Origin of the sequence: Klebsiella sp. 10982 (assembly GCF_048589245.1) — a bacterium.
GTDB lineage: Bacteria > Pseudomonadota > Gammaproteobacteria > Enterobacterales > Enterobacteriaceae > Klebsiella > Klebsiella quasivariicola.
Genome location: NZ_JBMAXV010000006.1, coordinates 196,039 through 220,086 on the forward strand (window position 1 = coordinate 196,039; position 24,048 = coordinate 220,086).

Consider the following 24,048-nt stretch of genomic DNA (forward strand, 5'->3'; position numbering starts at 1 on the left):
CTTATCCTTTGCGAAACATTTTCAGCATGCGCTGAGTCACGGTAAAACCACCGAAAATATTAATGCTGGCGATCAGCACCGCGATAAAGCTCAGGAAGCTGACCCAGCCACCGTGGCCTATCTGCAACAACGCACCAACAACGATAATCCCCGAAATGGCGTTCGTCACCGACATCAGCGGCGTATGCAGCGCGTGGGAGACGTTCCACACCACGTAGTACCCGACCACACAGGCCAGGGCGAAGACGGTGAAATGGCCGAGGAACTCTTTTGGCGCCACGTTGGCCAGCCAGCCAAAGAGGATAATCACCAGCGCCATCAGCGCATATTTGCGCCACGGCGACGCCGGTTTCACCGCTTCTTTCGGCGCTTCCACTTTTTTCGCCGCGGCCTGCGGCTGAGCGGAGACCTGAATCGGCGGCGCCGGCCAGGTGATTTCGCCTTCGCGCACCACGGTCACACCGCGCACTACCACGTCATCGAAATCGATAACGATATTGCCGTCTTTCTCTTTGCACAGCAGCTTCAGCAGGTTGACCAGGTTGGTGCCGTAGAGCTGCGAGGACTGGGTCGGTAAACGGCCCGGCAGGTCGGTATAGCCAATGATTTTCACGCCATTGGCGGTGGTCACCACTTCGCCCGGCACGGTGTACTCACAGTTACCGCCGTTTTGCGAAGCGAGATCGACCACCACGCTGCCCGCTTTCATGGAATCAACCATCTCGCGGGTGATCAGCTTCGGCGCCGGTTTGCCCGGGATTAACGCCGTGGTGACGATGATATCGACATCTTTCGCCTGGGCGGCGAACAGCGCCATTTCGGCCTTGATAAACGCCTCGGACATGACCTTAGCGTAACCGTCGCCGCTGCCCGCCTCCTCTTTGAAGTCCAGCTCGAGGAACTCGGCGCCCATACTCTGCACCTGCTCCTTCACTTCCGGACGGGTATCGAAAGCACGGACGATAGCGCCCAGGCTGTTGGCAGCGCCTATTGCCGCGAGACCGGCCACCCCGGCGCCAATGACCATCACCTTGGCAGGGGGAACTTTACCGGCGGCGGTAATCTGCCCGGTAAAGAAACGGCCAAATTCATGCGCCGCTTCAACGATAGCACGATAGCCGGCAATGTTAGCCATTGAGCTGAGCGCATCCAGCGACTGGGCGCGGGAAATACGCGGCACGGAATCCATCGCCATGACATTGATATTGCGGGCCGCCAGTTTTTCCATCAGCTGCGGGTTTTGCGCCGGCCAGATAAAACTTATCAGCGTGGTTCCCGGATTCAGCAAAGCAATTTCATCGTCATTCGGGGCATTGACCTTGAGGATGACATCAGACTGCCACACCTCGTTGCCGGTCACGATTTCAGCCCCAGCCTGGACAAAGGCCTCGTCGTCAAAGCTGGCCAGTTTCCCGGCGCCGCTTTCGACCGCGACGCTAAAGCCGAGTTTGAGCAGTTGCTCAACGGTCTTCGGCGTGGCGGCGGCCCGGGTCTCCTGGGCTAGCCTCTCTTGTGGTACACCAATACGCATAGTTTTCCCTTCCATCGGTTTTTGATGATGGTTTACTTTTCTGACCAACAACGACAAGACCGCGACAACGTCCTCGCCGTCTTTCGCTGACTGCAAAATGAAACAGTAACAAACTTTTTATAACCTACTGAAAATACCGATTGTGATCTACAACGATAAAACACAATTTTTGATTTTATTGCTTATTGTCAGCACAGATGGTTCCGGGCAGCAATATTTACCTGAATATGCCTTTCAGGCCTGATAATCCGCTTGTCCGGCGGCATAAAACGCCATTTATCGCCATTGAGATCATTGTATTAACATTACATTAACTAATAAAAGTGGTATTGATTATCGTTTTTGCTCGTCAAGCGGCTGTTTTTTCAACATATCGAAAAATGTTATCTTTCCGTAGTATACGATTTGGGCGGCATGCAAAAAATGACGCAGACAGTCACGGCGATTAAATGCAATAATCAAATGTTTTCAGTCAACAACAACACCAGTATATGGTTTGCGCAAGGCAAAGGATTATTTTTATGAAGCTTAAAAACACCCTCCTGGCGTCTGCTCTCCTGACAACCGCCGCGTTGTCTGCCCATGCAGCGACCGAGTTGACCCCGGAGCAGGCGGCTGCGCTGAAGCCCTACGATCGCGTTGTCGTCACCGGCCGCTTTAACGCCATCGGCGACGCCGTGCAGGCAGTATCGCGCAAAGCCGACAAAGACGGCGCGGCCTCATTCTATGTTGTCGACACGTCAGACTACGGCAATGGCGGCAACTGGCGCGTCACAGCAGACCTCTATAAAGAGGATGCGCCGAAAGCAGAGGCGCCGAAGAATCGCATCATTAATGGCGTGATGGAGCTGCCAAAAGATCAGGCCGTTGAGCTGATGCCCTACGACACTGTCACCGTTCAGGGCTTCTATCGCAGCCAGCCGGAAGTGAACGATGCCATCACCAAAGCGGCAAAAGCAAAAGGTGCCTATGCGTTCTTTATCGTGCGCCAGGTGGACGCCAACCAGGGCGGCAACCAGCGCATTACCGCCTATATCTACAAAAAAGATGCGGAAAAACGCGTGCTGCAGAGCCCGGATGCTATCCCGGCTGACTCTGAAGCGGGCCGCGCAGCGCTGGCCAAAGGCGGCGAAGCGGCGAAAAACGTGGAAATCCCTGGCGTCGCCACCACTGCTGCGGTGGGTTCAGGTACCGGCGTAGGCCGATTCTTCGAAACGCAGTCCTCCAAAGGCGGGCGTTACACTGTCACCTTGCCGGACGGCACTAAAGTGGAAGAAGTGAACAAAGTCACCGCGGCGCAAATGGTGCCGTTCGATAACATTCAGTTCACCGGCAACTACGGCAACATGACCGAGATCTCCTATCAGACGGCGAAACGTGCGGCGAAGAAAGGCGCGAAGTACTACCACATTACTCGCCAGTGGCAGGAACGCGGCGGCAATATCACCATCAGCGCCGATCTGTACAAATAATCGCTGCTGACTGGCTAAAAAGGCGGCGCATTGCCGCCTTTTCATTTTTTTTCATCCCCCGCCATTGCATGGCCCCCGGACACTCCGTAAAATCCCGCGCCTTAGCGCAATCCTCCATTTTTATGCGATTTCGCAAAATAAATATTCTGGAACAGCCGTTTTCACCTCGGGAATGCAATGGAAAAGAAACTGGGCCTGAGCGCCCTGACCGCCCTGGTCCTTAGCTCAATGCTCGGCGCTGGCGTATTCAGTTTGCCGCAAAATATGGCTGCCGTGGCCAGCCCCTCCGCTCTGCTCATCGGCTGGGCGATCACTGGCGTCGGGATCCTGTTTCTCGCTTTCGCCATGCTGCTGTTGACCCGTATTCGCCCCGACCTTGACGGCGGGATCTTCACCTACGCTCGCGAAGGGTTCGGCGAGCTGATCGGCTTCTGTTCCGCCTGGGGATACTGGCTGTGCGCGGTGGTCGCCAACGTCTCCTATCTGGTCATCGTCTTTTCGGCGCTCAGTTTTTTCACCGATACCCCTGAGCTGCGGCTGTTTGGCGATGGTAATACCTGGCAGTCCATCGTCGGCGCGTCGGGTCTGCTGTGGGTCGTCCACTTTCTGGTCCTGCGCGGCGTCCAGACGGCGGCGGGCATTAACCTGGTGGCCACCCTCGCTAAACTCCTGCCGCTGGGCGCGTTTATCGCGCTTGCCGCGCTGGCCTTCCAGCTGGATACGTTCCGCCTCGATTTCAGCGGCCTGGCGCTGGGCGTACCGGTGTGGGAGCAGGTGAAAAATACCATGCTGATCACCCTGTGGGTGTTTATCGGCGTGGAGGGGGCGGTGGTGGTGTCCGCCCGCGCGCGGCACAAGCGCGACGTTGGCCGTGCGACCTTGCTGGCGGTGCTGTCCGCCCTCGCGGTTTACCTGCTGGTCACCCTGCTGTCGCTGGGCGTCGTGCCGCGCAGCGAACTGGCTGAAATGCGTAACCCGTCGATGGCGGGACTGATGGTCAGGCTGATGGGGTCGTGGGGGGAGATCGTGATTGCCGCCGGGCTTATCGTCTCGGTGTGCGGCGCCTATCTGAGCTGGACGATTATGGCCGCGGAAGTGCCTTTCCTCGCCGCTACGCACAAAGCCTTCCCGCGACTGTTTGCCCGTCAGAATAGCAACAACGCCCCGTCCGCCTCATTGTGGCTGACCAATATCAGCGTTCAGCTGTCGCTGGTGCTCATCTGGCTGACCGGGTCAGACTACGGCACCCTGCTGACTATTGCCTCAGAGATGATCCTCGTCCCCTATCTGCTGGTCGGCGCCTTTTTGCTGAAAATCGCCACACGCCTACTGCACAAAGCAGTGGCTATCGGTGCCTGCATTTATGGCTTATGGTTATTATACGCGTCGGGACCTGTGCATTTGCTGTTGTCGGTGGTACTTTACGCTCCGGGTCTTCTGGTCTTTTTGTACGCCCGACGTACGCACCAGCACGATCGTTCGCTCAAACGCCGCGAAGTGGCGCTAATTGGTTTATTGCTGGTTGCCGCTGTGCCGGCAACGTGGATGCTGGTGGGGTAAGCGGTCGCCCTGCCGCAGAATGCATAGGAGATACCCATGGCTGAACAACAGCCCCGCCCGATTCTGATCACCGGAGCAGGCCGCCGCATCGGCCTCGCTCTGGCACACCATTTTCTGCAGCAGCACCAGCCCGTCATCGTCAGCTATCGCACGCCCTATCCGGCGATTGACGGCCTGCGCGAAGCGGGCGCCCTCTGTCTGCAGGCCGATTTCAGCAGCGATGACGGCATACTCACCTTCGCCGAAGCGGTCAAATCGCATACCAGCGGCCTGCGCGCCATCATCCATAACGCCAGCGACTGGATGGCGGAAAAGCCGGGCGTCCCGCTGAGCACCGTCATCAACCGCATGATGCAGATCCACGTCCACGCTCCCTATCTGCTCAACCACGCGCTGGAGGCGTTGCTGCGCGGCCACGGTCATGCCGCCAGCGACATTATCCATATCACCGATTATGTGGTAGAGCGCGGCAGCGACAAACATATCGCCTACGCCGCCAGCAAAGCCGCACTGGATAACATGACCCGCTCCTTCGCCCGCAAGCTGGCGCCAGAGGTTAAGGTCAACGCCATTGCACCGTCGCTGATTATGTTTAATGAGGGTGACGACGAGGCGTATCGTCAGCAGGCGCTGGATAAATCGCTGATGAAAATCGCCCCAGGTGAAAATGAGATTAGTGAACTTATCGACTACCTGTTGAGCAGTCGCTACGTTACCGGCCGCTCATTCGCCGTCGACGGCGGCCGCCCGCTGCGTTAGTGGAAGCGGCTCCAGCCAAGGATTAACAGCCAGGCGCACAGCCCCCAGCATCCCACCGCGCCTGCCAGCGCCAACGGCAGGCGCATGATCCCGGTGAAATACCACAGTGACAGCAGATAGATAAAATAGGGAATAATCGACCACATACCGAACACGATGGTCGCGCGCAAGGCTTCAATCCCCCGTTCGCTGGCGACGATATAGTGGGCGATCAGCGCAAAGGTGGGAAACAGCGGGATCAGGCCGGCGATAGCGTAGTTTTTGGTTTTCGCCAGCACGCCAATCAGCACCACCACCAGCGCACCCAGCAGCGCTTTGATTAACAGCCCCATATCCTTATGCCTTAACAGTGAATCAATAAGTTAGCGCAGCATAGCGGATTTAGCGCTGTTTATAAAAGAGTAATGGCGGGTAAAATAAGCGCGGTGTATGTTACTTCTTTTACTGATGTGCGATAGACATGAATAAAATCGTTTTTGTTGAGGATGACCCTGAGGTAGGCGCGTTGATCGCCGCTTATCTCGGCAAGCACGATATGGATGTGGTGGTCGAGCCTCGCGGCGACCGCGCAGAGGAGGTGATCGCCCGGGAAAAACCGGACCTCGTGCTGCTGGACATTATGCTACCCGGCAAAGACGGGATGACGCTCTGCCGCGACCTGCGCGGGCAATGGCAGGGGCCGATTGTCCTGCTGACCTCGCTCGACAGCGACATGAACCATATTCTCTCCCTCGAGATGGGCGCCAGCGATTATATCCTGAAAACCACGCCGCCAGCGGTTCTCCTGGCCCGGCTGCGTTTACATTTGCGCCAGCATATTGCCCCAGCTGGGGCCGGCGCCCCCCCCTCGGCGCTCACCCCGCACAAAACCATCTCCTTTGGTTCGTTGACCATTGACCCGGTTAATCGCCAGGTGCTGCTCGGTGGGGAAAACGTCGCCCTGTCGACAGCTGATTTCGATCTGCTGTGGGAGCTGGCCACTCACGCCGGGCAGATTATGGACCGCGACGCACTGCTGAAAAATCTACGCGGCGTAACCTATGACGGAATGGATCGCAGCGTCGACGTGGCCATCTCCCGCCTGCGCAAAAAACTGCTCGACAACGCCACTGAGCCTTACCGAATTAAGACGGTACGCAACAAAGGCTACCTGTTCGCCCCGCACGCCTGGGACAATTAAACATTCTTCTGCGGCCCCGAAAGGGGCCATCTTCGCTGTCTGCTCTCGGGCGGCAAGCGTATCGTGTTTTACCCGGCCGTCACGCTGGCGGACCGCCACCGATTTATCCTATTGATCAAATCAATATGTTTAATCGTACAGATCCCCGTCATATCATTCCTCAATATGATTGTGCTCAATAACTTAGCGTGTTCGCGGTGGCATAAAGCCTGAAAACACAGGACTTTTGCATGATGAAATACGTTGTACTTTTGGCACTTTCACTCTTCACGTCACTCTCTGGCTGGGCTTTTTCCCTCGACAACGCCGATATTCGACTCCTCTGTCCGCAGCGCGGGCAAATCGAGGTGATCCTTCACCGCTATGAACATACCCAGCAATCCTGGGGGCAGCATCACTTTGAAACCGGCGGCGGCCACGTGCGCCAGGGGCCACTGCTGGTCATCCCCTTTGCCAACCTCGATCAGATGATTTACCACCAGACTACCGGCGAGTTTGCTTACTGGTATGCCGAAACGGAAAAGCTGGTGCGCTGTCGGCTGCTGAGTCTGACGACCCTCTATCCGGTCGATATCCCCTACTATCGCGAGTAGCGCATCCATCGACGTACTGAATACGTTAGGCACACTACTGGCCTGATATCGACGTAAACTCACGATGAGTGACACTGTCACATATTAAACGACAGTGCGCTCCCGGCTAGCTATTGTCAGGGGGCATAAACCCTGCTTTGATAGCGTATCGGTTATTCCCGCGCGGGTCTCGGCTCGCCCAGATAAACCCATGACGTTTCCGCCCCGCCGGGCAGATGGTCCCGGGGCACCAGACAGGTCCTCATTTGAATACGCGGTAATGTAATGAAAAAGCTGTTCGTGCAGTTCTATCTTCTGCTCTTCGTCTGCTTTCTGGTGATGACCATGCTGGTCGGCCTGGTCTATAAATTTACCGCGGAGCGCGCCGGACGGCAGTCGCTTGACGATCTGATGAAAAGCTCGCTGTATCTGATGCGCAGCGAGCTGCGGGAAATTCCGCCGCGCGACTGGAGCAAAACCCTTAAAGAGCTGGACCTGAATTTGTCGTTCGATCTGCACATCGAGCCAATGAGCAAATTTAAGCTCTCGGAGAGTTCCCTGCAGCACCTGCGCGCCGGCGATATTGTCGCCCTCGACGATCAGTACACCTTTATTCAGCGCATTCCCCGCAGCCATTATGTGCTGTCGGTGGGCCCGGTGCCCTATCTCTATTTTCTGCATGAAATGCGCCTGCTGGACGTGGCGCTGATGGCGTTTATCGCCATCTCGCTGGCCTTTCCGGTGTTTATCTGGATGCGTCCGCACTGGCAGGACATGTTGCGCATTGAGACCGCTGCTCAGCGCTTTGGCGAAGGCCACCTCACGGAGCGCATTCACTTCGACAGTATGTCCAGCTTCGAACGTCTCGGGGTGGCCTTCAACCAGATGGCCGATAACATCAATGCACTTATTGCCAGCAAAAAGCAGCTGATTGACGGTATCGCCCATGAGCTGAGAACGCCGCTGGTGCGACTGCGCTATCGTCTGGAGATGAGCGAAAACCTCACCGAAGCGGAATCGCAGGCGCTGAATCGCGATATCGGTCAGCTGGAAGCGCTGATTGAAGAACTCCTGACCTACGCCCGCCTTGACCGCCCGCAGACGGAGCTCAGCCTGACCACCCCCGATTTTCCCGCCTGGATCAGTGACCATGTCGAGGATATTCAGATGGTCAACCCACAGCGCGAGGTCGCTCTGGCGACGCTGACCCAGGGTAACTACGGCGCGCTGGATATGCGGCTGATGGAGCGGGTACTGGATAATCTGGTGAATAACGCCCTGCGCTACAGTTCCCAGCAGGTGGCGGTCAGCCTGACCCTGCAAGGTTCACGCGCGTCGTTGCAGGTTGATGATGACGGTCCGGGAATCGCCCCCGAGGAGCGCGAGCGGGTGTTTGAGCCCTTTGTCCGGCTTGATCCCAGCAGGGACCGGGCGACCGGTGGATGCGGCCTCGGCCTGGCGATTGTCCACAGTATCGCCCAGGCAATGGGCGGCGACGTGCGCTGCGAGGCCAGCCCTCTCGGCGGCGCCCGCTTCTGCTTTAGCTGGCCGGTCTATCATCAGCTGCCTGATTTTACCTCTGCCTGAAGAAAACTTGCGCAGAAGCCGCGCGCTAGGTATGCTGCAAAAATCCAATAGTATGTTGTAACTAAGGTAATGATCATGGCCAGCTACGACCTCGTTGAACGTCTGAATGATACCTTTCGCCAGATCGAGCTGGAGCTGCAGGCGCTCCGGCAGGCGTTAAGTGACTGTCGGCTGCTGGCGGGCCGGGTATTTGAACTGCCGGCGGTCAGTAAGGATGCCGAGCACGATCCGCTGGCCACCATTCCGGTGGTACAGCACATCGGCAAGGCGGCCCTGGCGCTCGCGCTACGCCACTACAGCCATCTGTTTATCCAGCAGCAGTCGGAAACCCGCAGCAGCAAGGCCGCCGTTCGCCTGCCGGGCGCTATCTGCCTGCAGGTCACCGCTGCGGAGCAACAGGATCTGCTGGCGCGCATTCAGCATATCAATGCCCTAAAGGCCACCTTCGAGAAAATCGTCACCGTCGACTCCGGCCTGCCCTCCACTGCCCGTTTTGAATGGGTGCATCGCCACCTGCCGGGCTTAATTACCCTTAGCGCCTATCGCACGCTGACGCCCCTTGTCGACCCCAGCACCATCCGCTTCGGCTGGGCCAATAAGCACGTGATTAAAAACCTGACCCGCGATCAGGTGTTGATGATGCTGGAGAAAAGCCTGCAATCGCCGCGGGCGGTACCGCCGTGGACCCGTGAACAGTGGCAGAGCAAGCTTGAAAGGGAGTATCAGGACATCGCCGCCCTGCCGCAGAGGGCGCGGCTGAAGATCAAACGGCCGGTGAAAGTGCAGCCGATCGCCCGCGTCTGGTACGCCAGCGAGCAGAAACAGATACAGTACGCCTGCCCCAGCCCGCTGATTGCCCTGATTTCCGGCAGCCAGGGGGTGAGCGTGCCGGATATTGGCGAGCTGCTGAACTACGATGCCGACAATGTGCAGTATCGCTACAAACCGGAGGCGCAGTCGCTGAGATTACTGATCCCGCGCCTGCACCTCTGGCTGGCTAGCGAGTAGCCAGACTGCCGACCATCTCCTCCGGGCGCACCCAGCTGTCGAATTCGGCTTCCGTCAGGTAGCCCAGCGCCAGCGCCGAGGCCTTCAGGGTCAGCCCCTCGTGGTGGGCTTTTTTAGCAATTTCTGCCGCTTTATCGTAGCCGATATGGGTATTCAGCGCAGTGACCAGCATCAGCGACTCATTGAGCAACTGGCTGATCCGCTCGCGATTCGGCTCGATACCCACCGCACAGTGCTCGTTAAAGCTCGCCATGCCGTCCGCCAGCAGACGCACCGACTGCAGGAAATTATGAATGACCATCGGGCGATAGACGTTAAGCTCAAAGTTGCCCGAGGCGCCACCGATATTCACCGCCACGTCATTGCCCATCACCTGACAGCAGACCATGGTCAACGCTTCGCACTGGGTTGGATTGACCTTACCCGGCATGATGGAGGAACCCGGTTCGTTTTCCGGGATGGCGATTTCGCCAATACCGCAGCGCGGGCCGGAGGCCAGCCAGCGGACATCGTTAGCGATTTTCATCAGCGACGCCGCCAGGCCTTTCAGCGCACCGTGGGCATGGACCAGGGCATCGACAGTGGCCAGCGCCTCAAACTTATTCGGCGCGGTGACAAATGGCTGTCCGCTGAGCGACGCCAGCTCGGCCGCCACCCGTACGGCGTATTCCGGATGGGTATTCAGGCCGGTTCCTACCGCCGTCCCGCCCAGCGCCAGCTCGGCAAGATGCGGCTGACTGGCTTCAACATGCTTCAGGCTATGGTCCAGCATCGCCACCCAGCCGGAGATCTCCTGGCCTAAGGTGAGCGGCGTGGCGTCCTGCAGATGGGTGCGGCCGATCTTGACGATATCCCTGAAGGCCACCGCTTTGTCGTTGAGCGTCGCCCGCAGCCCCTGCAGCGATGGGATCAGTTTTTCCCGCAGGGCAATCAGCGCCGCAACGTGCATGGCGGTGGGGAACACGTCATTTGAGCTCTGGCTTTTATTCACATCGTCATTGGGATGAATTTTTCGCCCCATCCCCCGCTCACCGCCAAGCAGTTCACTGGCGCGGTTAGCCAGCACCTCGTTCATGTTCATATTGCTTTGGGTGCCAGAGCCGGTCTGCCAGATAGCCAGCGGAAACTCCTGCGCGCGCTTTCCGGCCAGGACTTCGTCAGCGGCAGCGACGATCGCCCCGGCTTTCTCCGCCGTCAACAGCCCGAGATCCTGATTAACCTTTGCCGCCGCCCGTTTGGTCAGCGCCAGGGCGTATATCAGCTCCCCGGGCATTTTTTCGCTTGAGATGCGGAAATGTTCCAGCGAGCGCTGGGTCTGGGCGCCCCAGAGTTTATCCGCCGGGACGTCGATAGCGCCCATCGAATCTTTTTCACTGCGATGCGTTGTCATTACTTTCTCCTTGGATGGAATGTGCGTCATAGCGACAAAGCTCACCTGCTCAAAAGATTAAGTATTGGCCAGATTAATAAGTTGTTTTAGTGGTTCGTGCCGCTAAGCGGCATAAAAAAGCCGCCGCGGAGGGCGGCCCGGACCGCTGACAAAATGCAATCGTCGGGCTTGCCCGGCGGCGCTGCGCTTGCGCGGGCCTACAGAGAAGTGCGTAACTATTTGATATTGCTGTTTTTCGTAGACCGGGTAAGGCGAAAGCCGTCACCGGCAGAAAGGCGATCACAATGACGAAAACCGGTTTGTCATCGGCCAGAGCCGCCCCGGAGGGCGGCGTGGGTTACTTCACGCAGCGCGAGCACTGCGAGGTCTGGATCTGCTGGAAGAAGTCGTTGCCTTTGTCATCGACGAGGATAAACGCCGGGAAATCTTCCACTTCGATTTTCCAGATAGCCTCCATCCCCAGCTCCGGATAGGCCACACATTCCAGGCTGCGGATGCTCTGCTGGGCCAGCACCGCCGCCGGGCCGCCGATGCTGCCGAGGTAGAAGCCGCCGTGTTTGTGGCAGGCGTCGGTCACCTGCTGGCTGCGGTTACCCTTCGCCAGCATGATTTTGCTCGCGCCGTGCGACTGCAGCAGGTCGACGTAAGAATCCATGCGGCCTGCGGTGGTCGGTCCCAGAGAGCCGGAGGCGTAACCGTCCGGCGTCTTGGCCGGCCCCGCGTAGTAGATCGGATGGTCTTTGACGTACTGGGGCAGCGCTTCGCCATTATCGATAAGCTCTTTCAGCTTGGCGTGGGCGATATCGCGGGCGACGATGATAGTACCGCTCAGCGACAGGCGGGTGGACACCGGATACTGCGACAGCAGCGCCAGGATCTCGCTCATCGGCTGGTTAAGGTTCACCTTCACCGCTTCGCCTTCCCCGGCCTGACGCAGATGCTCAGGGATATATTTCCCCGGGTTGCTCTCCAGCTTCTCGATCCAGATGCCGTCGCGGTTGATTTTGGCTTTGATGTTGCGGTCGGCGGAACAGGAAACCCCCATCCCTACCGGGCAGGACGCGCCGTGACGCGGCAGACGGATCACGCGTATATCGTGGGCGAAGTATTTCCCGCCGAACTGCGCGCCGAGGCCAAGGTTTTGCGCCTCCAGCAACAGCTCCTGCTCCAGCTGCACATCGCGGAACGCCTGACCATGTTCGTTACCTTCCGTCGGCAGGCCGTCGTAGTATTTAGTGGACGCCAGCTTGACGGTCTTCAGCGTCGCTTCCGCCGAGGTGCCTCCGATCACAAAGGCGATATGGTACGGCGGACAGGCGGCAGTCCCGAGGGTGCGCATCTTCTCGACGAGGTAGTTTTTCAGCTTCGCCGGGGTGATCAGCGCTTTGGTTTCCTGGTACAGATAGGTTTTGTTCGCCGAGCCGCCGCCCTTGGCGATGCAGAGGAATTTATACTCATCGCCATCGGTAGCATAGAGGTCGATCTGCGCTGGCAGGTTGGTGCCGGTGTTGACCTCTTTATACATATCCAGCGGCGCGTTCTGCGAGTAGCGCAGGTTGTCCTGGATATAGGTGTTGTACACCCCCTGCGCCAGCGCGGCCTCATCGCCCCCGCCGGTCCATACGCGCTGGCCTTTTTTACCCATGATGATGGCAGTGCCGGTATCCTGGCAGGTGGGCAGAATGCCTTTGGCGGCGATATCAGAGTTGCGCAGGAACTGCAGCGCGACGTATTTGTCGTTTTCGCTGGCTTCCGGGTCGTTAAGGATATCCGCCACCTGCTGCTGATGCGCCGGGCGAAGCATAAAGGAGGCGTCGTGGAAGGCATGCTGCGCCAGAAGGGTCAGCGCCTGAGGGTCAACTTTTAGCACTTCCTGGCCGGCGAATTCGGCGACGGAGACGTAATCACTGCTGAGGAGATAATACTCGGTGTCATCCTTTTTGAGGGGAAAAGGATCCTGGTAAACAAACGGTTTATTCGACATTGTACTCTCACTTACTGCTTTGGCTGATTATGTTTCAGGCAGGGACTCCATGTGCCTGTAGAAAAGCGAGTCGATCAATCTTACACAATTTTTTAACAAAAACTGAGACAGGGACGACTTTTTCTTTCAGCAGTTGCTTCTCCACGGTTTGCTGGTTTAATAGGGCGATAATTTACTTTGATTGATACAGGGAATGAGAATGCAAAAGCTGATCAACGCCGTACAGAACTACGCCTGGGGAAGTCACACCGCCTTAACCGAGCTGTATGGCATCGCCAACCCGGACAACCTGCCAATGGCCGAGCTGTGGATGGGGGCGCATCCGAAAAGCAGCTCGCAGATCCTGGCGGCCGACGGCCAGCCGCGTTCGCTGCGCGAGGTGATTGACGCGGATAAAGCCGCCCTGCTCGGCGACAAGGTAGCACAACGCTTCGGCGAGCTGCCGTTCCTGTTTAAAGTCCTGTGCGCCGCTCAACCGCTTTCCATTCAGGTTCATCCCAACAAGCAGGCGTCCGAAGAAGGTTTCGCCCGCGAGAACGCCGCCGGCATCCCGCTCTCCGCCGCCGAGCGCAACTACAAAGATCCGAACCACAAGCCGGAGCTGGTCTTCGCCCTGACGCCGTTCCTGGCGATGAACGCCTTCCGCGAGTTCAGCGAGATTGTCAGCCTGCTGCAGCCGGTAGCCGCCGCGCACCCGGCCATCGGCGCGTTCCTGCAGCAGCCGGACGCGACGCACCTGAGCCAGCTGTTTGCCAGCCTGTTGAATATGCAGGGTGCGGAAAAGGCCCAGGCGCTGCAGGTGCTGCGCGAGGTACTGGCCCGTGAACAGGGCGAACCGTGGCAGACTATCCGCCTGATCGCGGAATTCTATCCGGACGACAGCGGCCTTTTCTCCCCGCTACTGCTGAACGTGGTGAAGCTGAACCCAGGCGAAGCGATGTTCCTGTTTGCTGAAACGCCGCACGCCTATCTGCAGGGGGTGGCGCTGGAGGTGATGGCCAACTCAGATAACGTACTGCGCGCTGGCCTGACGCCGAAATACATTGATATCCCTGAGCTGGTCGCTAACGTCAAGTTCGAAGCCAAACCGGCGGCTGAGCTGCTGACCCAGCCGCAGCGCCACGGCGCGGAGCTGGACTTCCCGATCCCGGTGGAAGATTTTGCCTTCTCGCTGCACGACCTCTCCGCCGAGGCCAGCGATCTGGCCCAGGCGAGCGCGGCGATCGTGTTCTGTGTTGACGGCGAAGCCGTGCTGCACAAAGGTGAACAGAGCCTGACCCTCAAGCCGGGCGAGTCAGCTTTCGTGGCCGCCAGTGAATCACCGGTGCAGGTCACCGGCCACGGTCGCGTGGCGCGCGTATTCAATAAGCTCCAGTAAGTGGCTGACCTTTCAGGTCGCGCTTACTGATCGTGACAACTCAGCCAGGCGGTCTCTCCGCCTGGCTTCATTTATGGACAAATGCTATGAAAAAATCGCTGGTCGCAGCAGGAATCATCGTGGCGCTGGGCGTGGTATGGACAGGCGGCGCCTGGTTCACCGGCAAACAACTGGAAGGCCGGATCGCCGATATGGTGCAGCAGGCCAACGCCCAGCTGCGCAGCAGCGCGCCGGAGTCAGGTCTGGAGCTGAGCTATCAGAATTACCAGCGCGGGCTGTTCAGCAGCCACCTGCAGCTGGTGGTGAAGCCAGTCGCCGGTCAGGCTAACGGCTGGCTGGCCGCCGGGCAGAGCGTGGTGCTGGACGAAGTGGTCGATCACGGCCCCTTCCCGCTGGCCTCGTTAAAAGCCTTCAATCTGGCCCCGGCGATGGCGTCGGTCCACACCACACTGGTGAAAAACGACGCCAGCCAGGCGCTGTTCGAGATAGCCAAAGGCAGCTCCCCCTTTACCGTCGATACGCGCATTGCCTACAGCGGCGACAGCCAGTCGGCTATCATCCTCAATGCCCTCGACTACGCCAAAGGGGATGAAAAAGTCACCTTCAGCGGCGGTCAGTTCCAGCTCGAGGCCGACCGCGACGGTAAAAACATCAGCCTGAAGGGCCAGGCCGGTAGCGGTCAGATCGATGCCCTCAACGAATATAACCAGAAGGTACAGCTGCGCTTCGTCAACCTGACCACCGACGGCGCCACCGAGCTGGCCAGCTTCAACGAACGCATCGGCCAGCAAAAAATGACCCTCGATAAACTGGCCATCAGCGTCGAAGGCAAAGAGCTGGCGCTGATCGACGGCATGGCGCTGGACGGCGGCTCCACGCTGACCCAGGACGGCAAAGGCGTGAACAGCCAGGTGAACTACACCGTCAACAGCCTCAAGCTGCAGGGGCAGGATATGGGCAGCGGCAAACTGACGCTAAAAGTGGATAATGTCGATGGTCAGGCGTGGCACCAGTTTAGTCAGCAGTACAGCGCGCAGTCTCAGGCGCTGCTGGCGAAACCGGAGCTGGCGCAGAATCCGGAGCTGTACCAGCAGGCGTTAACCGAAACCCTGTTCAATGCGCTGCCGATCCTGCTTAAAGGCAACCCGTCGGTGACTATCTCTCCGCTGAGCTGGCGCAACGCCAAAGGCGAAAGCACGCTGAATCTGTCGGTTCTGCTGAAGGACCCGGCCCAGGTGACCACCCCGCCGCAGACCCTGGCGGACAGCCTGGATCGCGTGGTGCAGTCTCTTGACGGCAAGGTGGTGATCCCGGTGGATATGGCGACGGAGTTTATGACGAAAATCGCCGGTCTGGAAGGTTATCAACCGGCCGATGCCGCCAAACTCGCCGAACAGCAGGTCAAAGGCCTGGCAGCGATGGGCCAGATGTTCCGCATCACCACCATGGAAGATAACGCCATCAGCAGCAGTCTGCAGTACGCGAACGGCCAGGTGACGCTGAACGGACAGAAAATGCCGCTGCAGGATTTTGCCGCGATGTTTGGTCTGGAAGCGCCTTCGCTGCCGGACAGCGCGCCGCAGGAGGGCCAGCCGCAGCAGGATGACGCCGCTCCTCAGCAGGACGACGCGGCCCCGCAGCCGTAACTTATCGGTTCAGGAGACGGCCATCGCGCGCCGTCTCCGTCATTTTCGCGTCACCAGCCGCGGGGGCATTATCTGGTTTCGCGCCTCGCCGGTCCCCTCTTCCAGCCGCCGCAGCATTGAATCGGCCAGCGTTTTCCCCATCTCGCGCGCCGGGGTGGTCACCCAGGTGAGCGGCAGGTCATCAAGCGCCGCCTCCGGCACATCGGCAAATGCCGCCAGCGCCACCCGCTGTTCAAAGTAACTCTCGACGCCATCCTCCCCGCTCTGCCTTCCAGCCCTTAGCAGACCGAACCATGCGCCGGTCGCCACCACGTTGTTGTAACACAGCACCGCAGTGATGGTCGGATTCTGGCGCAACAGCCCCGCCATCGCCTCCGCCGCCTGCTTCTGGCTGGACTCGCACTCCAGCACCCATTCGCTGTGAAACGGCAGACCGTATTTCAGCAACGTGGCGCAATAACCGCCGACCCGCTCGGCGCGCGTCAGCGACGAGCTCTGCCCGCCAAGCCAGGCAATCCGCTGATGGCCGCGGCGGATCAGATGCTCGGTCACCAGCTGTGCCGCCTGCATGTTGTCCGGGCGGATCAGGTCGACATCATCAAGGTAGCTGGCGCGGGAAGCGAACACCAGCGGCACCCCCGCCTCCGCCGCCCGCTCGCGCAGCTCGCTCCCGCGGTCGATCGCCCCGGCGATAATCACCCCGTCGACACCCTGCGCCGCGAGGGTATCAAACCGCTGGGCCATCTTCTCGCCGCTGCGTCCTCCCTGGGTGAGAAATACCATTTTCCCCTGCCTCTCCAGCGCATCGGTGAGGCCGGCGGTTAATTCAGCGTAAAACGGTTTTGACAGGTCGCTGACGATAAGGCCAATCACCCCGCTTTGCCCACCGCGCAGCGAGGCCGCCTGACGGTTGCGCACAAATCCCAGCTGTTCGATAGCCTGATTAACCCGCTCGCCGGTGGCGCTGGAGATACGCCCTTTACCGCTCAGTACCAGTGAAACGGTACTCACGGAGACGCCGGCAGCCAGCGCCACATCATTGATGGTGATCTTTTTTGCGATTGCCATAACCTGCTGGCTGACTCCCTTGCCTGTCGATAAATCGTTTTATCATTGTGCGATCTTTATAAACGTTATTATCGCTTGAATATGTGATTTTTATCGCACTAAAAAGTGGTAAAACGTTTTATCTTGCCGTGGCGTTAGTTCTTCCCGACCACTTATGAATCAGGAACCGTGCTATGACGGCGAAAACAGCACCAAAAATCACCTTATGGGAATTTTTCCAGCAGCTGGGAAAAACCTTCATGCTGCCCGTGGCGTTGCTCTCGTTTTGCGGGATCATGCTGGGGATCGGCAGCTCGTTAAGCAGCCACGATGTACTGACGCTGCTGCCATGGCTGGATATGCCGCTGCTGCAGGCGATCTTTATCTGGATGAGCAAAGTCGGCTCCTTCGCCTTCAGCTTCCTGCCGGTCATGTTCTGTATCGCCATCCCGCTGGGTCTGGCGCGGGAGAACAAAGGCGTCGCCGCCTTCGCCGGCTTCGTTGGCTATGCGGTCATGAATCTGGCGGTCAATTTCTGGCTGACGGCGAAAGGCATTCTGCCCACCACTGACGCCGCGATCCTGAAGGCTAACAATATCCAGAACATCATCGGCATTCCGTCGATCGATACCGGGATCCTCGGGGCGGTTATCGCCGGGATCATCGTCTGGCTGCTGCATGAACGCTTCCATAACATTCGCCTGCCGGATGCCCTGGCTTTCTTCGGCGGCACTCGCTTCGTGCCGATCGTCACCACCGTGGTGCTGGGGCTGGTCGGGCTGGCGATCCCGCTGGTATGGCCAGTCTTCGCCATGGGGATCAACGCCCTCGGGAAGATGATCAACAGCGCCGGGGATTTTGGCCCGATGATCTTCGGCACCGGCGAGCGCCTGCTGTTGCCGTTTGGCCTGCACCACATCCTGGTGGCGCTGATCCGCTTCACTGAAGCCGGCGGTACCCTCGACGTCTGCGGCCACAGCGTCAGCGGCGCGCTGACCATCTTCCAGGCGCAGCTGAGCTGCCCGACTACCCACGGCTTCGCCGAAAGCGCCACCCGCTTCCTGTCGCAGGGTAAAATGCCGGCCTTCCTCGGCGGCCTGCCGGGCGCCGCGCTGGCGATGTACCACTGCGCCCGTCCGGAAAACCGGCATAAAATTAAAGGCCTGCTGATCTCCGGGGTCATCGCCTGCGTGGTCGGCGGCACCACCGAGCCGCTGGAATTCCTGTTCCTGTTCGTGGCGCCGGTGCTGTACGTCATCCACGCGCTGCTGACCGGTCTCGGCTTTACCATCATGGCGGTGCTCGGAGTGACCATCGGCAACACCGACGGCAATATCATCGACTTCGTGGTGTTTGGCATCCTGCATGGTCTGGCAACCAAGTGGTATCTGGTGCCGGTGGTGGCGGCTATCTGGTTCGCGGTCTACTATGCCATCTTCCGCTTCGCCATTACCCGCTTCAACCTGAAAACGCCGGGCCGCGATATCGACACCGCCGCCAGCGTGGAGAAAGCCGTCGCGGGCACCATCGGCAAATCCGGGTATAACGTGCCGGCGATTCTGGCGGCCCTCGGCGGCGCCGAGAACATTGTCTCGCTGGATAACTGCATTACCCGTCTGCGTCTGTCGGTCCACGATATGAGCAAAGTGGATGCTGCCGCGCTGAAAGCCCATCGCGCCATCGGGGTGGTCCAGCTCAATCAGCATAATCTGCAGGTGGTCATTGGCCCGCAGGTGCAATCGGTAAAAGATGAGATGGCCACACTGATGAATACCGTTCAGGCCTGACACCCGGTCCCCCTCCGCAGCGGAGGGGGACACTCGCTAAGGAAGTTCCGATGTTTGATTTTGCTACCCCCATCGACCGCCACGGCACCTGGTGCACACAGTGGGACTATGTCGCCGACCGGTTTGGCGCCCCCGACCTGCTGCCGTTCACTATCTCCGATATGGACTTTGCCACCGCTCCGTGCATTCTCGATGCCCTCAGCCAGCGACTGGCCCACGGCGTGTTCGGCTACAGCCGCTGGCAGAACGAGGCGTTTCTCGGGGCGATTGCCCACTGGTACGCCAGCCGCTTTAACAGCGTCATCGATCCGCAAACGGTGGTCTACGGGCCGTCGGTTATCTACATGGTGGCGGAAACCATCCGCCAGTGGTCGAGCGAAGGCGACGGCGTCGTGGTCCATACCCCCGCCTATGATGCCTTCTTTAACACCATCACCGCTAACCGGCGGCAGATTGCCCCGGTGCCATTGACCCTGGCGGATAATCAGTGGCACTGCGATATGGCACGCCTGGAAGCGGCGCTGGCCGAGCCGAAAAATACCCTGCTACTGCTGTGCAGCCCGCACAATCCAACGGGGAAAGTCTGGCGGCGCAAGGAGCTCCAGACCATGGCGGCCCTGTGTCAAAAACATGGCGTCAGGGTGATTAGCGACGAAATTCATATGGATATGACCTGGGGCGAACACCGCCATATCCCGTGGAGCGAGGTCGCTCAGGGGCCATGGGCGCTGTTCACCTCCGGTTCGAAGAGCTTCAATATTCCGGCACTAACCGGGGCCTACGGCTTTATCCCCGAGGCGAACGCGCGCGACAGCTACCTGCAGGCGCTGAAGGGGCGCGACGGGCTCTCATCACCCGCGGTGCCGGCGCTGGTTGCCCATATCGCTGCCTACCGCGACGGGGCTCCGTGGCTCGACGCCCTGCGCGACTACCTGCAGGCGAATATGCGCTATGTGGCCGACACGCTCAACCGCGCCTTCCCTGCGCTACGCTGGCAGCCGCCGGAAGCCACCTATCTGGCGTGGATCGACCTGCGCCCCCTGAACATCGACGACCGTGCGCTACAGCAGGCGCTGATCGCCGACCAGAAGGTGGCGATTATGCCGGGCTATACCTATGGCGCCGAGGGCAACGGCTTTCTGCGTCTCAACGTCGGCTGTCCTCGCGAGAAGCTGACGCGCGGCGTCGAAGGGCTGATTGCCGCCCTGCGCAGCCTCAGCTGATTCGACGTGCATTCTACAGGTCATCGCGCCGACGGAACGCCAGGTAACCGGCGCCGAGGGTGAAGACGGCGACAATCACCACCAGCAGGATAAACCCGTGGTGGTTGCTCGCCAGCGGGATCCCGCCGACGTTCATGCCGAAGAAACCGGCCACGATATTAATCGGCAGTGCGAGAACGGTGATCACCGTCAGGGTATAGAGGGTGCGGTTGCTCTGCTCCAGCTGGCGGGCGCCAATCTCCTCCTGCAGCAGGCTGATGCGCTCGATCAGGCCGGACAGGTCGTTAAGCACCACGCTAAACTCTTCAGTGAACTGGCGAAACGCCTGCACCACCGCGCGATCCATCCATCCCGGCGGCCGGTTAAGCAGCCGGAACATCGCTGCGGGCTCCGGCGCCAGTAGTCGCTGAAAACGCAGAAGCATCCGCCGCAGCCGCGCCAGATCGGCCCGGTTGCGCTGCACGCGGCTGCTCAGGAGACGCTCTTCGATAAGGTCAACGTGGCGGCTGGCCTGGCGCACTACCTGCTCCAGCACTTCCTCCTGCTCCTCCAGCAGAAAAGCCAGCAGCTCGGTAGACGTGTTCACCCTGAGCGTCTGCAGCCGCGGCAGCATCCATTCAATAAAGCGTAACGGTTTGAAGCGCGCCGTCACCACCAGCTTAGGGCTACAGTAGAGCCACAGCGTGGCGGTTTCCGCGCTGGTATCCTGCGGACGAAACAGCACATCGTTGAGCACAGCGAACAGATTTTCCCCCTGTCGCTCAATGCGGGTGGTATGCGATCCGCTGCGGATCTCTTCGAAGAAAAAGTCCGCCACCGGAAAGTGGCTGGTTAACCATTTTTCCGCGGTCGCGTGATTGAGATTAAGATGCAACCAGATAAAGGCCCTGTCGTCGGCCAGCGCCTGATAACGGGCGCATACCTCACCAGAGAGGATAGGCTGCGGGGGGCGCTGTTCATGAAACAGATAACCATGCACCAGGCCGGATACTTCACTATCAAAATCGGGCTTTAACATCTTCGCGGTGACGTCTTGACTCATGGAACCCTCAGGACAGGCACTGGCACATGGGTGCCCGAAAAGCGCCATCTTTCGCTATTTTCCACCGCCTGGCAAGGTTAATAATTTCGTCATAAAACAGTCACCTGGCAGACATATTACCCATCGCTGTCAGGCGGTTTTCACACGGAAGCCGCAGCTCCGTTGCGCATTTGCGCCTGCTTGTTTAAAATTTTTTTGATTATCCTCAAAACTTTTTTAAGAAAAAAAGCGTATTACTTTAGGCGCTTAATCATTGCTTCCACACAGGTTTATTGAGGAGGAGACCATGAAAACCTATGACCGTAATCGTAACGCTATTGCTACCGGCAGTATGGTAATGATCGCTGGCAATGGTGGGACCGGAGTGATTAAAGCTATCCATGGCGAGGGGAAAACCGCCGAGCAGCTGCGCCGGGCAGACTGCGTTGAAATTGACGGCCGCGAAGGCCGTTTCTGCCCGATAGATCTCATTCGCCTCGGCATGCATTAATCCCCGCAATCCTGCGCTGATGGCCTGAGACGACCGCCAGGTCATCAGTCTCAGGCTATCTGAGAACGGTTCTACGCGCCGCAACCGGTTGGCCAGGCGCTTAGCGAAAGCTCCACTGCACACTCATCACCAAGATCGCCGGCACAATAATCCCACCTTCGACGCCGAAGTAATCGGTGAAGTTATACTGCAGCCCATGATAGAGATAGGGCGAAAAACCGACGCCGGTGATTTTTTTGGCGGTACGGTAGGTACCTGAATCCCCACAGTGGCTGAAAGCATCAAAGAAAAATTCCCCGGTATAGGCATACACCCCTTTCAGCACCCAGCCGGTATCGTTTTTCAGCCAGTCGCGGCGCACGCCGAGAGTCAGACAGCGATCGTCAAAGCTGTTTTTCATCGTGCCGATCAGCACACTATATTTTGAATCCGCAGAAAACTTGCGCTCCACCGAGAAAAAGTTGTTATTGAAATGTTCGTTATATTGTCCATGGTTACCGGTCATATGATAAACATATGAGCCGGTATTCATCGAATAGAGGTTTAATTCTCCGGCCTGCGCCGAGGGCATGGCGACCATCACTAGTCCTGATAACAACAATAATAATTTATTTAACATTCAGTAACCTACGCCATACGCGAAAAAAGAACCCGGCATACTAGCACCGTGAAATTAAACCAAAGGGCAATCAGCTAACCGACGCAGATCGCGCCGGCTAAACATGACGCTGTCGCCACAGGTAGTGCCTTGATCCAAAACAGAGAAAGCCGGCGCTGAGGCGGGTACTATTTGCTCCCTTCGGTCGCTCATCGACCTTTAATACCTTCTGAGTTCAGAGGCATTCTTATGACATGGCAATCCTTTAAACAGGCCTGGCTTATCCGGTTCTGGTCCCCCGTCCCGGCGGTTATCGCGGCAGGCATCCTCTCTACCTACTATTTTGGCATCACCGGCACCTTCTGGGCGGTGACCGGCGAATTCACCCGCTGGGGCGGTCAGCTGCTGCAGCTGCTGGGCGTCCACAGCGAGCAATGGGGCTATTATCAGCTGATCCATCTTGACGGGACGCCGCTGACCCGCATTGATGGCAGGATGATCATCGGTATGTTCGGCGGCTGTCTGGCCGCGGCGCTGTGGGCGAATAACGTCAAACTGCGTTTCCCGCGCAGTCGCATCCGCATTATGCAGGCTGTGGCCGGGGGCATCATCGCCGGCTTTGGCGCACGACTGGCGATGGGCTGCAACCTCGCCGCCTTTTTCACCGGCATTCCGCAGTTCTCCCTGCACGCCTGGCTGTTTGCCATCGCCACCGCCATCGGCTCCTGGTTTGGCGCCCGCTTCACGCTGCTGCCCCTTTTTCGCATCCCGGTAAAAATGCAAAAAGTGTCCGCCGCCTCGCCGTTAACCCAAAAACCGCAGCAGGCGCGCCGCCGCTTCCGCCTGGGGATGGTGGTCTTTTTCGCCATGATCGGCTGGGGCCTGCTCACCGCCGCAGACCACCCGGCGCTCGGCCTGGCGATGCTGTTCGGTATTGGCTTTGGTCTGCTTATCGAGCGCGCGCAGATCTGCTTTACCTCCGCCTTTCGCGATATGTGGATCACCGGCCGGACGGTGATGGCGAAGGCGATTATCTTCGGCATGGCGGCGAGCGCCATTGGTATCTTCAGCTATGTGCAGCTGGGGATGGCGCCGAAAATTATGTGGGCGGGTCCCAACGCCGCGATTGGCGGCTTGCTGTTTGGTTTTGGTATCGTGCTGGCCGGCGGGTGTGAAACCGGCTGGATGTACCGGGCAGTAGAGGGCCAGGTTCACTACTGGTGGGTGGGGCTGGGCAATGTCATCGGCTCAACGCTGCTTGCCTGGTGCTGGGATGATATCTCCGCCCCCCTCGCCACCCACTGGCAAAAAATTAACCTGTTAAACGCCTTCGGTCCCTTCGGCGGGCTGCTGGCGACCTATCTGCTGCTGCTGATCGCCCTGCTGCTGGTGATCGCCTGGGAGAGACATTTCTTCCGCCGTCAGTCGGCGGCGGTCCGGACCGTGAAGGAGAGCGCATGAAAAACATCGTCCCTGATTATCGCCTGGATATGGTCGGCGAGCCCTGCCCCTATCCGGCCGTTGCCACCCTGGAGGCAATGCCCTCCCTGAAAAAAGGCGAGATCCTCGAAGTGGTCAGCGACTGTCCGCAGTCAATCAATAACATTCCGCTCGATGCCAAAAATCATGGCTATACGGTTCTGGATATTCAGCAGGATGGCCCCACCATTCGCTATCTGATCCAGAAATAATTGCAGCGGAAAGTCCTTCCCGTCGCCGGCGATCTTCATCGCCGGCGCTTCTTCCCGTTGTTCACATCGCGACCTTCCCCTTCACTGGCTCGTCCTGGCAAAC

General features: G+C 58.7%; 21 protein-coding genes. 14 read left to right on the forward strand and 7 right to left on the reverse strand.

Annotated elements, in window-relative coordinates:
- Position 1 precedes the first annotated feature (1 nt).
- On the reverse strand, positions 2 to 1,531 hold the full coding sequence (gene pntA / locus ACKLKD_RS07880; RefSeq protein WP_080897432.1) for a Re/Si-specific NAD(P)(+) transhydrogenase subunit alpha: 1,530 nt from the start codon (positions 1,529 to 1,531) through the stop codon (positions 2 to 4).
- A gap of 521 nt (positions 1,532 to 2,052) precedes the next feature.
- On the opposite strand from pntA, the gene ydgH reads away from it, so the two are divergent.
- From ydgH to folM, 3 genes are all read left to right on the forward strand, one after another.
- On the forward strand, positions 2,053 to 3,003 hold the full coding sequence (ydgH, locus tag ACKLKD_RS07885; protein WP_025713061.1) for a DUF1471 family protein YdgH: 951 nt from the start codon (positions 2,053 to 2,055) through the stop codon (positions 3,001 to 3,003).
- A 177-nt stretch (positions 3,004 to 3,180) separates the two neighbouring features.
- Positions 3,181 to 4,563: an amino acid permease gene (locus ACKLKD_RS07890; RefSeq protein WP_025713060.1), complete on the forward strand. Its 1,383-nt coding sequence runs from the start codon at positions 3,181 to 3,183 to the stop codon at positions 4,561 to 4,563.
- Positions 4,564 to 4,599: 36 nt separating this feature from the next.
- Positions 4,600 to 5,322, forward strand: a complete 723-nt coding sequence (gene folM, locus ACKLKD_RS07895; RefSeq protein ID WP_080897434.1) for a dihydromonapterin reductase — start codon at positions 4,600 to 4,602, stop codon at positions 5,320 to 5,322.
- Here folM and ACKLKD_RS07900 read toward each other — a convergent pair.
- The gene (locus ACKLKD_RS07900; RefSeq protein ID WP_025713058.1) at positions 5,319 to 5,654 is read right to left on the reverse strand and encodes a GlpM family protein; all 336 of its coding nucleotides are present in this window, start codon (positions 5,652 to 5,654) and stop codon (positions 5,319 to 5,321) included. The two genes, folM and ACKLKD_RS07900, sit on opposite strands and share 4 nt — an antisense overlap.
- 128 nt (positions 5,655 to 5,782) lie before the next feature.
- Between ACKLKD_RS07900 and rstA the strand changes: the two genes are divergently transcribed.
- The 4 genes from rstA to tus all read left to right on the forward strand — a co-directional run bounded on the left by rstA (position 5,783) and on the right by tus (position 9,669).
- Entirely contained in the window at positions 5,783 to 6,502 is a 720-nt protein-coding gene (gene rstA / locus ACKLKD_RS07905; protein WP_080924637.1) for a two-component system response regulator RstA, read from the forward strand.
- 230 nt (positions 6,503 to 6,732) lie between these two features.
- Positions 6,733 to 7,095, forward strand: a complete 363-nt coding sequence (locus tag ACKLKD_RS07910; protein ID WP_025713056.1) for a hypothetical protein — start codon at positions 6,733 to 6,735, stop codon at positions 7,093 to 7,095.
- Positions 7,096 to 7,359: 264 nt separating this feature from the next.
- Positions 7,360 to 8,661 carry a two-component system sensor histidine kinase RstB gene (gene rstB, locus ACKLKD_RS07915; RefSeq protein WP_025713055.1) on the forward strand — a complete coding sequence of 434 codons (1,302 nt, stop codon included), beginning with the start codon at positions 7,360 to 7,362 and terminating at the stop codon, positions 8,659 to 8,661.
- Between the two features lie 75 nt (positions 8,662 to 8,736).
- Positions 8,737 to 9,669, forward strand: coding sequence for a DNA replication terminus site-binding protein (gene tus / locus ACKLKD_RS07920; RefSeq protein ID WP_025713054.1), 933 nt, complete (start codon positions 8,737 to 8,739; stop codon positions 9,667 to 9,669).
- Here the strand turns inward: tus and fumC are convergent.
- A complete protein-coding gene (gene fumC / locus ACKLKD_RS07925) occupies positions 9,659 to 11,059 on the reverse strand; it encodes a class II fumarate hydratase (protein WP_087805577.1) in 1,401 nt (466 codons plus the stop codon). The two genes, tus and fumC, sit on opposite strands and share 11 nt — an antisense overlap.
- A 337-nt stretch (positions 11,060 to 11,396) precedes the next feature.
- Positions 11,397 to 13,043, reverse strand: a complete 1,647-nt coding sequence (gene fumA / locus ACKLKD_RS07930) for a class I fumarate hydratase FumA (RefSeq protein WP_025713052.1) — start codon at positions 13,041 to 13,043, stop codon at positions 11,397 to 11,399.
- Between the two features lie 199 nt (positions 13,044 to 13,242).
- Here fumA and manA point away from each other — a divergent pair, with 199 nt between their 5' ends.
- The gene (gene manA, locus ACKLKD_RS07935; RefSeq protein ID WP_025713051.1) at positions 13,243 to 14,421 is read left to right on the forward strand and encodes a mannose-6-phosphate isomerase; all 1,179 of its coding nucleotides are present in this window, start codon (positions 13,243 to 13,245) and stop codon (positions 14,419 to 14,421) included.
- A gap of 86 nt (positions 14,422 to 14,507) precedes the next feature.
- On the forward strand, positions 14,508 to 16,067 hold the full coding sequence (locus ACKLKD_RS07940; RefSeq protein WP_087805575.1) for a YdgA family protein: 1,560 nt from the start codon (positions 14,508 to 14,510) through the stop codon (positions 16,065 to 16,067).
- Positions 16,068 to 16,106: 39 nt separating this feature from the next.
- Here the strand turns inward: ACKLKD_RS07940 and ACKLKD_RS07945 are convergent, their stop codons facing one another.
- Positions 16,107 to 17,135: a Mal regulon transcriptional regulator MalI gene (locus ACKLKD_RS07945; RefSeq protein WP_025713049.1), complete on the reverse strand. Its 1,029-nt coding sequence runs from the start codon at positions 17,133 to 17,135 to the stop codon at positions 16,107 to 16,109.
- 173 nt (positions 17,136 to 17,308) lie between these two features.
- Here ACKLKD_RS07945 and malX point away from each other — a divergent pair, with 173 nt between their 5' ends.
- Together malX and ACKLKD_RS07955 are read left to right on the forward strand one after the other, a co-directional pair.
- Positions 17,309 to 18,901: a maltose/glucose-specific PTS transporter subunit IIBC gene (gene malX / locus ACKLKD_RS07950; RefSeq protein ID WP_002903245.1), complete on the forward strand. Its 1,593-nt coding sequence runs from the start codon at positions 17,309 to 17,311 to the stop codon at positions 18,899 to 18,901.
- Positions 18,902 to 18,951: 50 nt separating this feature from the next.
- A complete protein-coding gene (locus tag ACKLKD_RS07955; protein WP_080897136.1) occupies positions 18,952 to 20,124 on the forward strand; it encodes a MalY/PatB family protein in 1,173 nt (390 codons plus the stop codon).
- Positions 20,125 to 20,137: 13 nt separating this feature from the next.
- Here ACKLKD_RS07955 and ACKLKD_RS07960 read toward each other — a convergent pair whose 3' ends face one another.
- Positions 20,138 to 21,166, reverse strand: coding sequence for a CorA family divalent cation transporter (locus ACKLKD_RS07960; protein ID WP_025713047.1), 1,029 nt, complete (start codon positions 21,164 to 21,166; stop codon positions 20,138 to 20,140).
- A gap of 286 nt (positions 21,167 to 21,452) precedes the next feature.
- Here ACKLKD_RS07960 and ydfZ point away from each other — a divergent pair, with 286 nt between their 5' ends.
- The gene (gene ydfZ, locus ACKLKD_RS07965) at positions 21,453 to 21,656 is read left to right on the forward strand and encodes a putative selenium delivery protein YdfZ (RefSeq protein WP_087805573.1); all 204 of its coding nucleotides are present in this window, start codon (positions 21,453 to 21,455) and stop codon (positions 21,654 to 21,656) included.
- Positions 21,657 to 21,756: 100 nt separating this feature from the next.
- Here ydfZ and ACKLKD_RS07970 read toward each other — a convergent pair whose 3' ends face one another.
- On the reverse strand, positions 21,757 to 22,236 hold the full coding sequence (locus tag ACKLKD_RS07970; protein ID WP_165931872.1) for a hypothetical protein: 480 nt from the start codon (positions 22,234 to 22,236) through the stop codon (positions 21,757 to 21,759).
- A 267-nt stretch (positions 22,237 to 22,503) separates the two neighbouring features.
- Here ACKLKD_RS07970 and yedE point away from each other — a divergent pair, with 267 nt between their 5' ends.
- On the forward strand, positions 22,504 to 23,715 hold the full coding sequence (yedE, locus tag ACKLKD_RS07975; protein ID WP_080924635.1) for a selenium metabolism membrane protein YedE/FdhT: 1,212 nt from the start codon (positions 22,504 to 22,506) through the stop codon (positions 23,713 to 23,715).
- Positions 23,712 to 23,945, forward strand: a complete 234-nt coding sequence (yedF, locus tag ACKLKD_RS07980; protein WP_025713043.1) for a sulfurtransferase-like selenium metabolism protein YedF — start codon at positions 23,712 to 23,714, stop codon at positions 23,943 to 23,945. The genes yedE and yedF overlap by 4 nt, the downstream gene beginning before the upstream one ends.
- The last annotated feature ends 103 nt before the right edge of the window (positions 23,946 to 24,048 follow it).

Coding starts and splice junctions, on each gene's coding strand:
- pntA (WP_080897432.1), bottom strand. CDS start 1,531: ATGCGTATTGGTGTACCACAAGAGAGGCTAGCCCAGGAGACCCGGGCC.
- ydgH (WP_025713061.1), top strand. CDS start 2,053: ATGAAGCTTAAAAACACCCTCCTGGCGTCTGCTCTCCTGACAACCGCC.
- ACKLKD_RS07890 (WP_025713060.1), top strand. CDS start 3,181: ATGGAAAAGAAACTGGGCCTGAGCGCCCTGACCGCCCTGGTCCTTAGC.
- folM (WP_080897434.1), top strand. CDS start 4,600: ATGGCTGAACAACAGCCCCGCCCGATTCTGATCACCGGAGCAGGCCGC.
- ACKLKD_RS07900 (WP_025713058.1), bottom strand. CDS start 5,654: ATGGGGCTGTTAATCAAAGCGCTGCTGGGTGCGCTGGTGGTGGTGCTG.
- rstA (WP_080924637.1), top strand. CDS start 5,783: ATGAATAAAATCGTTTTTGTTGAGGATGACCCTGAGGTAGGCGCGTTG.
- ACKLKD_RS07910 (WP_025713056.1), top strand. CDS start 6,733: ATGATGAAATACGTTGTACTTTTGGCACTTTCACTCTTCACGTCACTC.
- rstB (WP_025713055.1), top strand. CDS start 7,360: ATGAAAAAGCTGTTCGTGCAGTTCTATCTTCTGCTCTTCGTCTGCTTT.
- tus (WP_025713054.1), top strand. CDS start 8,737: ATGGCCAGCTACGACCTCGTTGAACGTCTGAATGATACCTTTCGCCAG.
- fumC (WP_087805577.1), bottom strand. CDS start 11,059: ATGACAACGCATCGCAGTGAAAAAGATTCGATGGGCGCTATCGACGTC.
- fumA (WP_025713052.1), bottom strand. CDS start 13,043: ATGTCGAATAAACCGTTTGTTTACCAGGATCCTTTTCCCCTCAAAAAG.
- manA (WP_025713051.1), top strand. CDS start 13,243: ATGCAAAAGCTGATCAACGCCGTACAGAACTACGCCTGGGGAAGTCAC.
- ACKLKD_RS07940 (WP_087805575.1), top strand. CDS start 14,508: ATGAAAAAATCGCTGGTCGCAGCAGGAATCATCGTGGCGCTGGGCGTG.
- ACKLKD_RS07945 (WP_025713049.1), bottom strand. CDS start 17,135: ATGGCAATCGCAAAAAAGATCACCATCAATGATGTGGCGCTGGCTGCC.
- malX (WP_002903245.1), top strand. CDS start 17,309: ATGACGGCGAAAACAGCACCAAAAATCACCTTATGGGAATTTTTCCAG.
- ACKLKD_RS07955 (WP_080897136.1), top strand. CDS start 18,952: ATGTTTGATTTTGCTACCCCCATCGACCGCCACGGCACCTGGTGCACA.
- ACKLKD_RS07960 (WP_025713047.1), bottom strand. CDS start 21,166: ATGAGTCAAGACGTCACCGCGAAGATGTTAAAGCCCGATTTTGATAGT.
- ydfZ (WP_087805573.1), top strand. CDS start 21,453: ATGAAAACCTATGACCGTAATCGTAACGCTATTGCTACCGGCAGTATG.
- ACKLKD_RS07970 (WP_165931872.1), bottom strand. CDS start 22,236: ATGGTCGCCATGCCCTCGGCGCAGGCCGGAGAATTAAACCTCTATTCG.
- yedE (WP_080924635.1), top strand. CDS start 22,504: ATGACATGGCAATCCTTTAAACAGGCCTGGCTTATCCGGTTCTGGTCC.
- yedF (WP_025713043.1), top strand. CDS start 23,712: ATGAAAAACATCGTCCCTGATTATCGCCTGGATATGGTCGGCGAGCCC.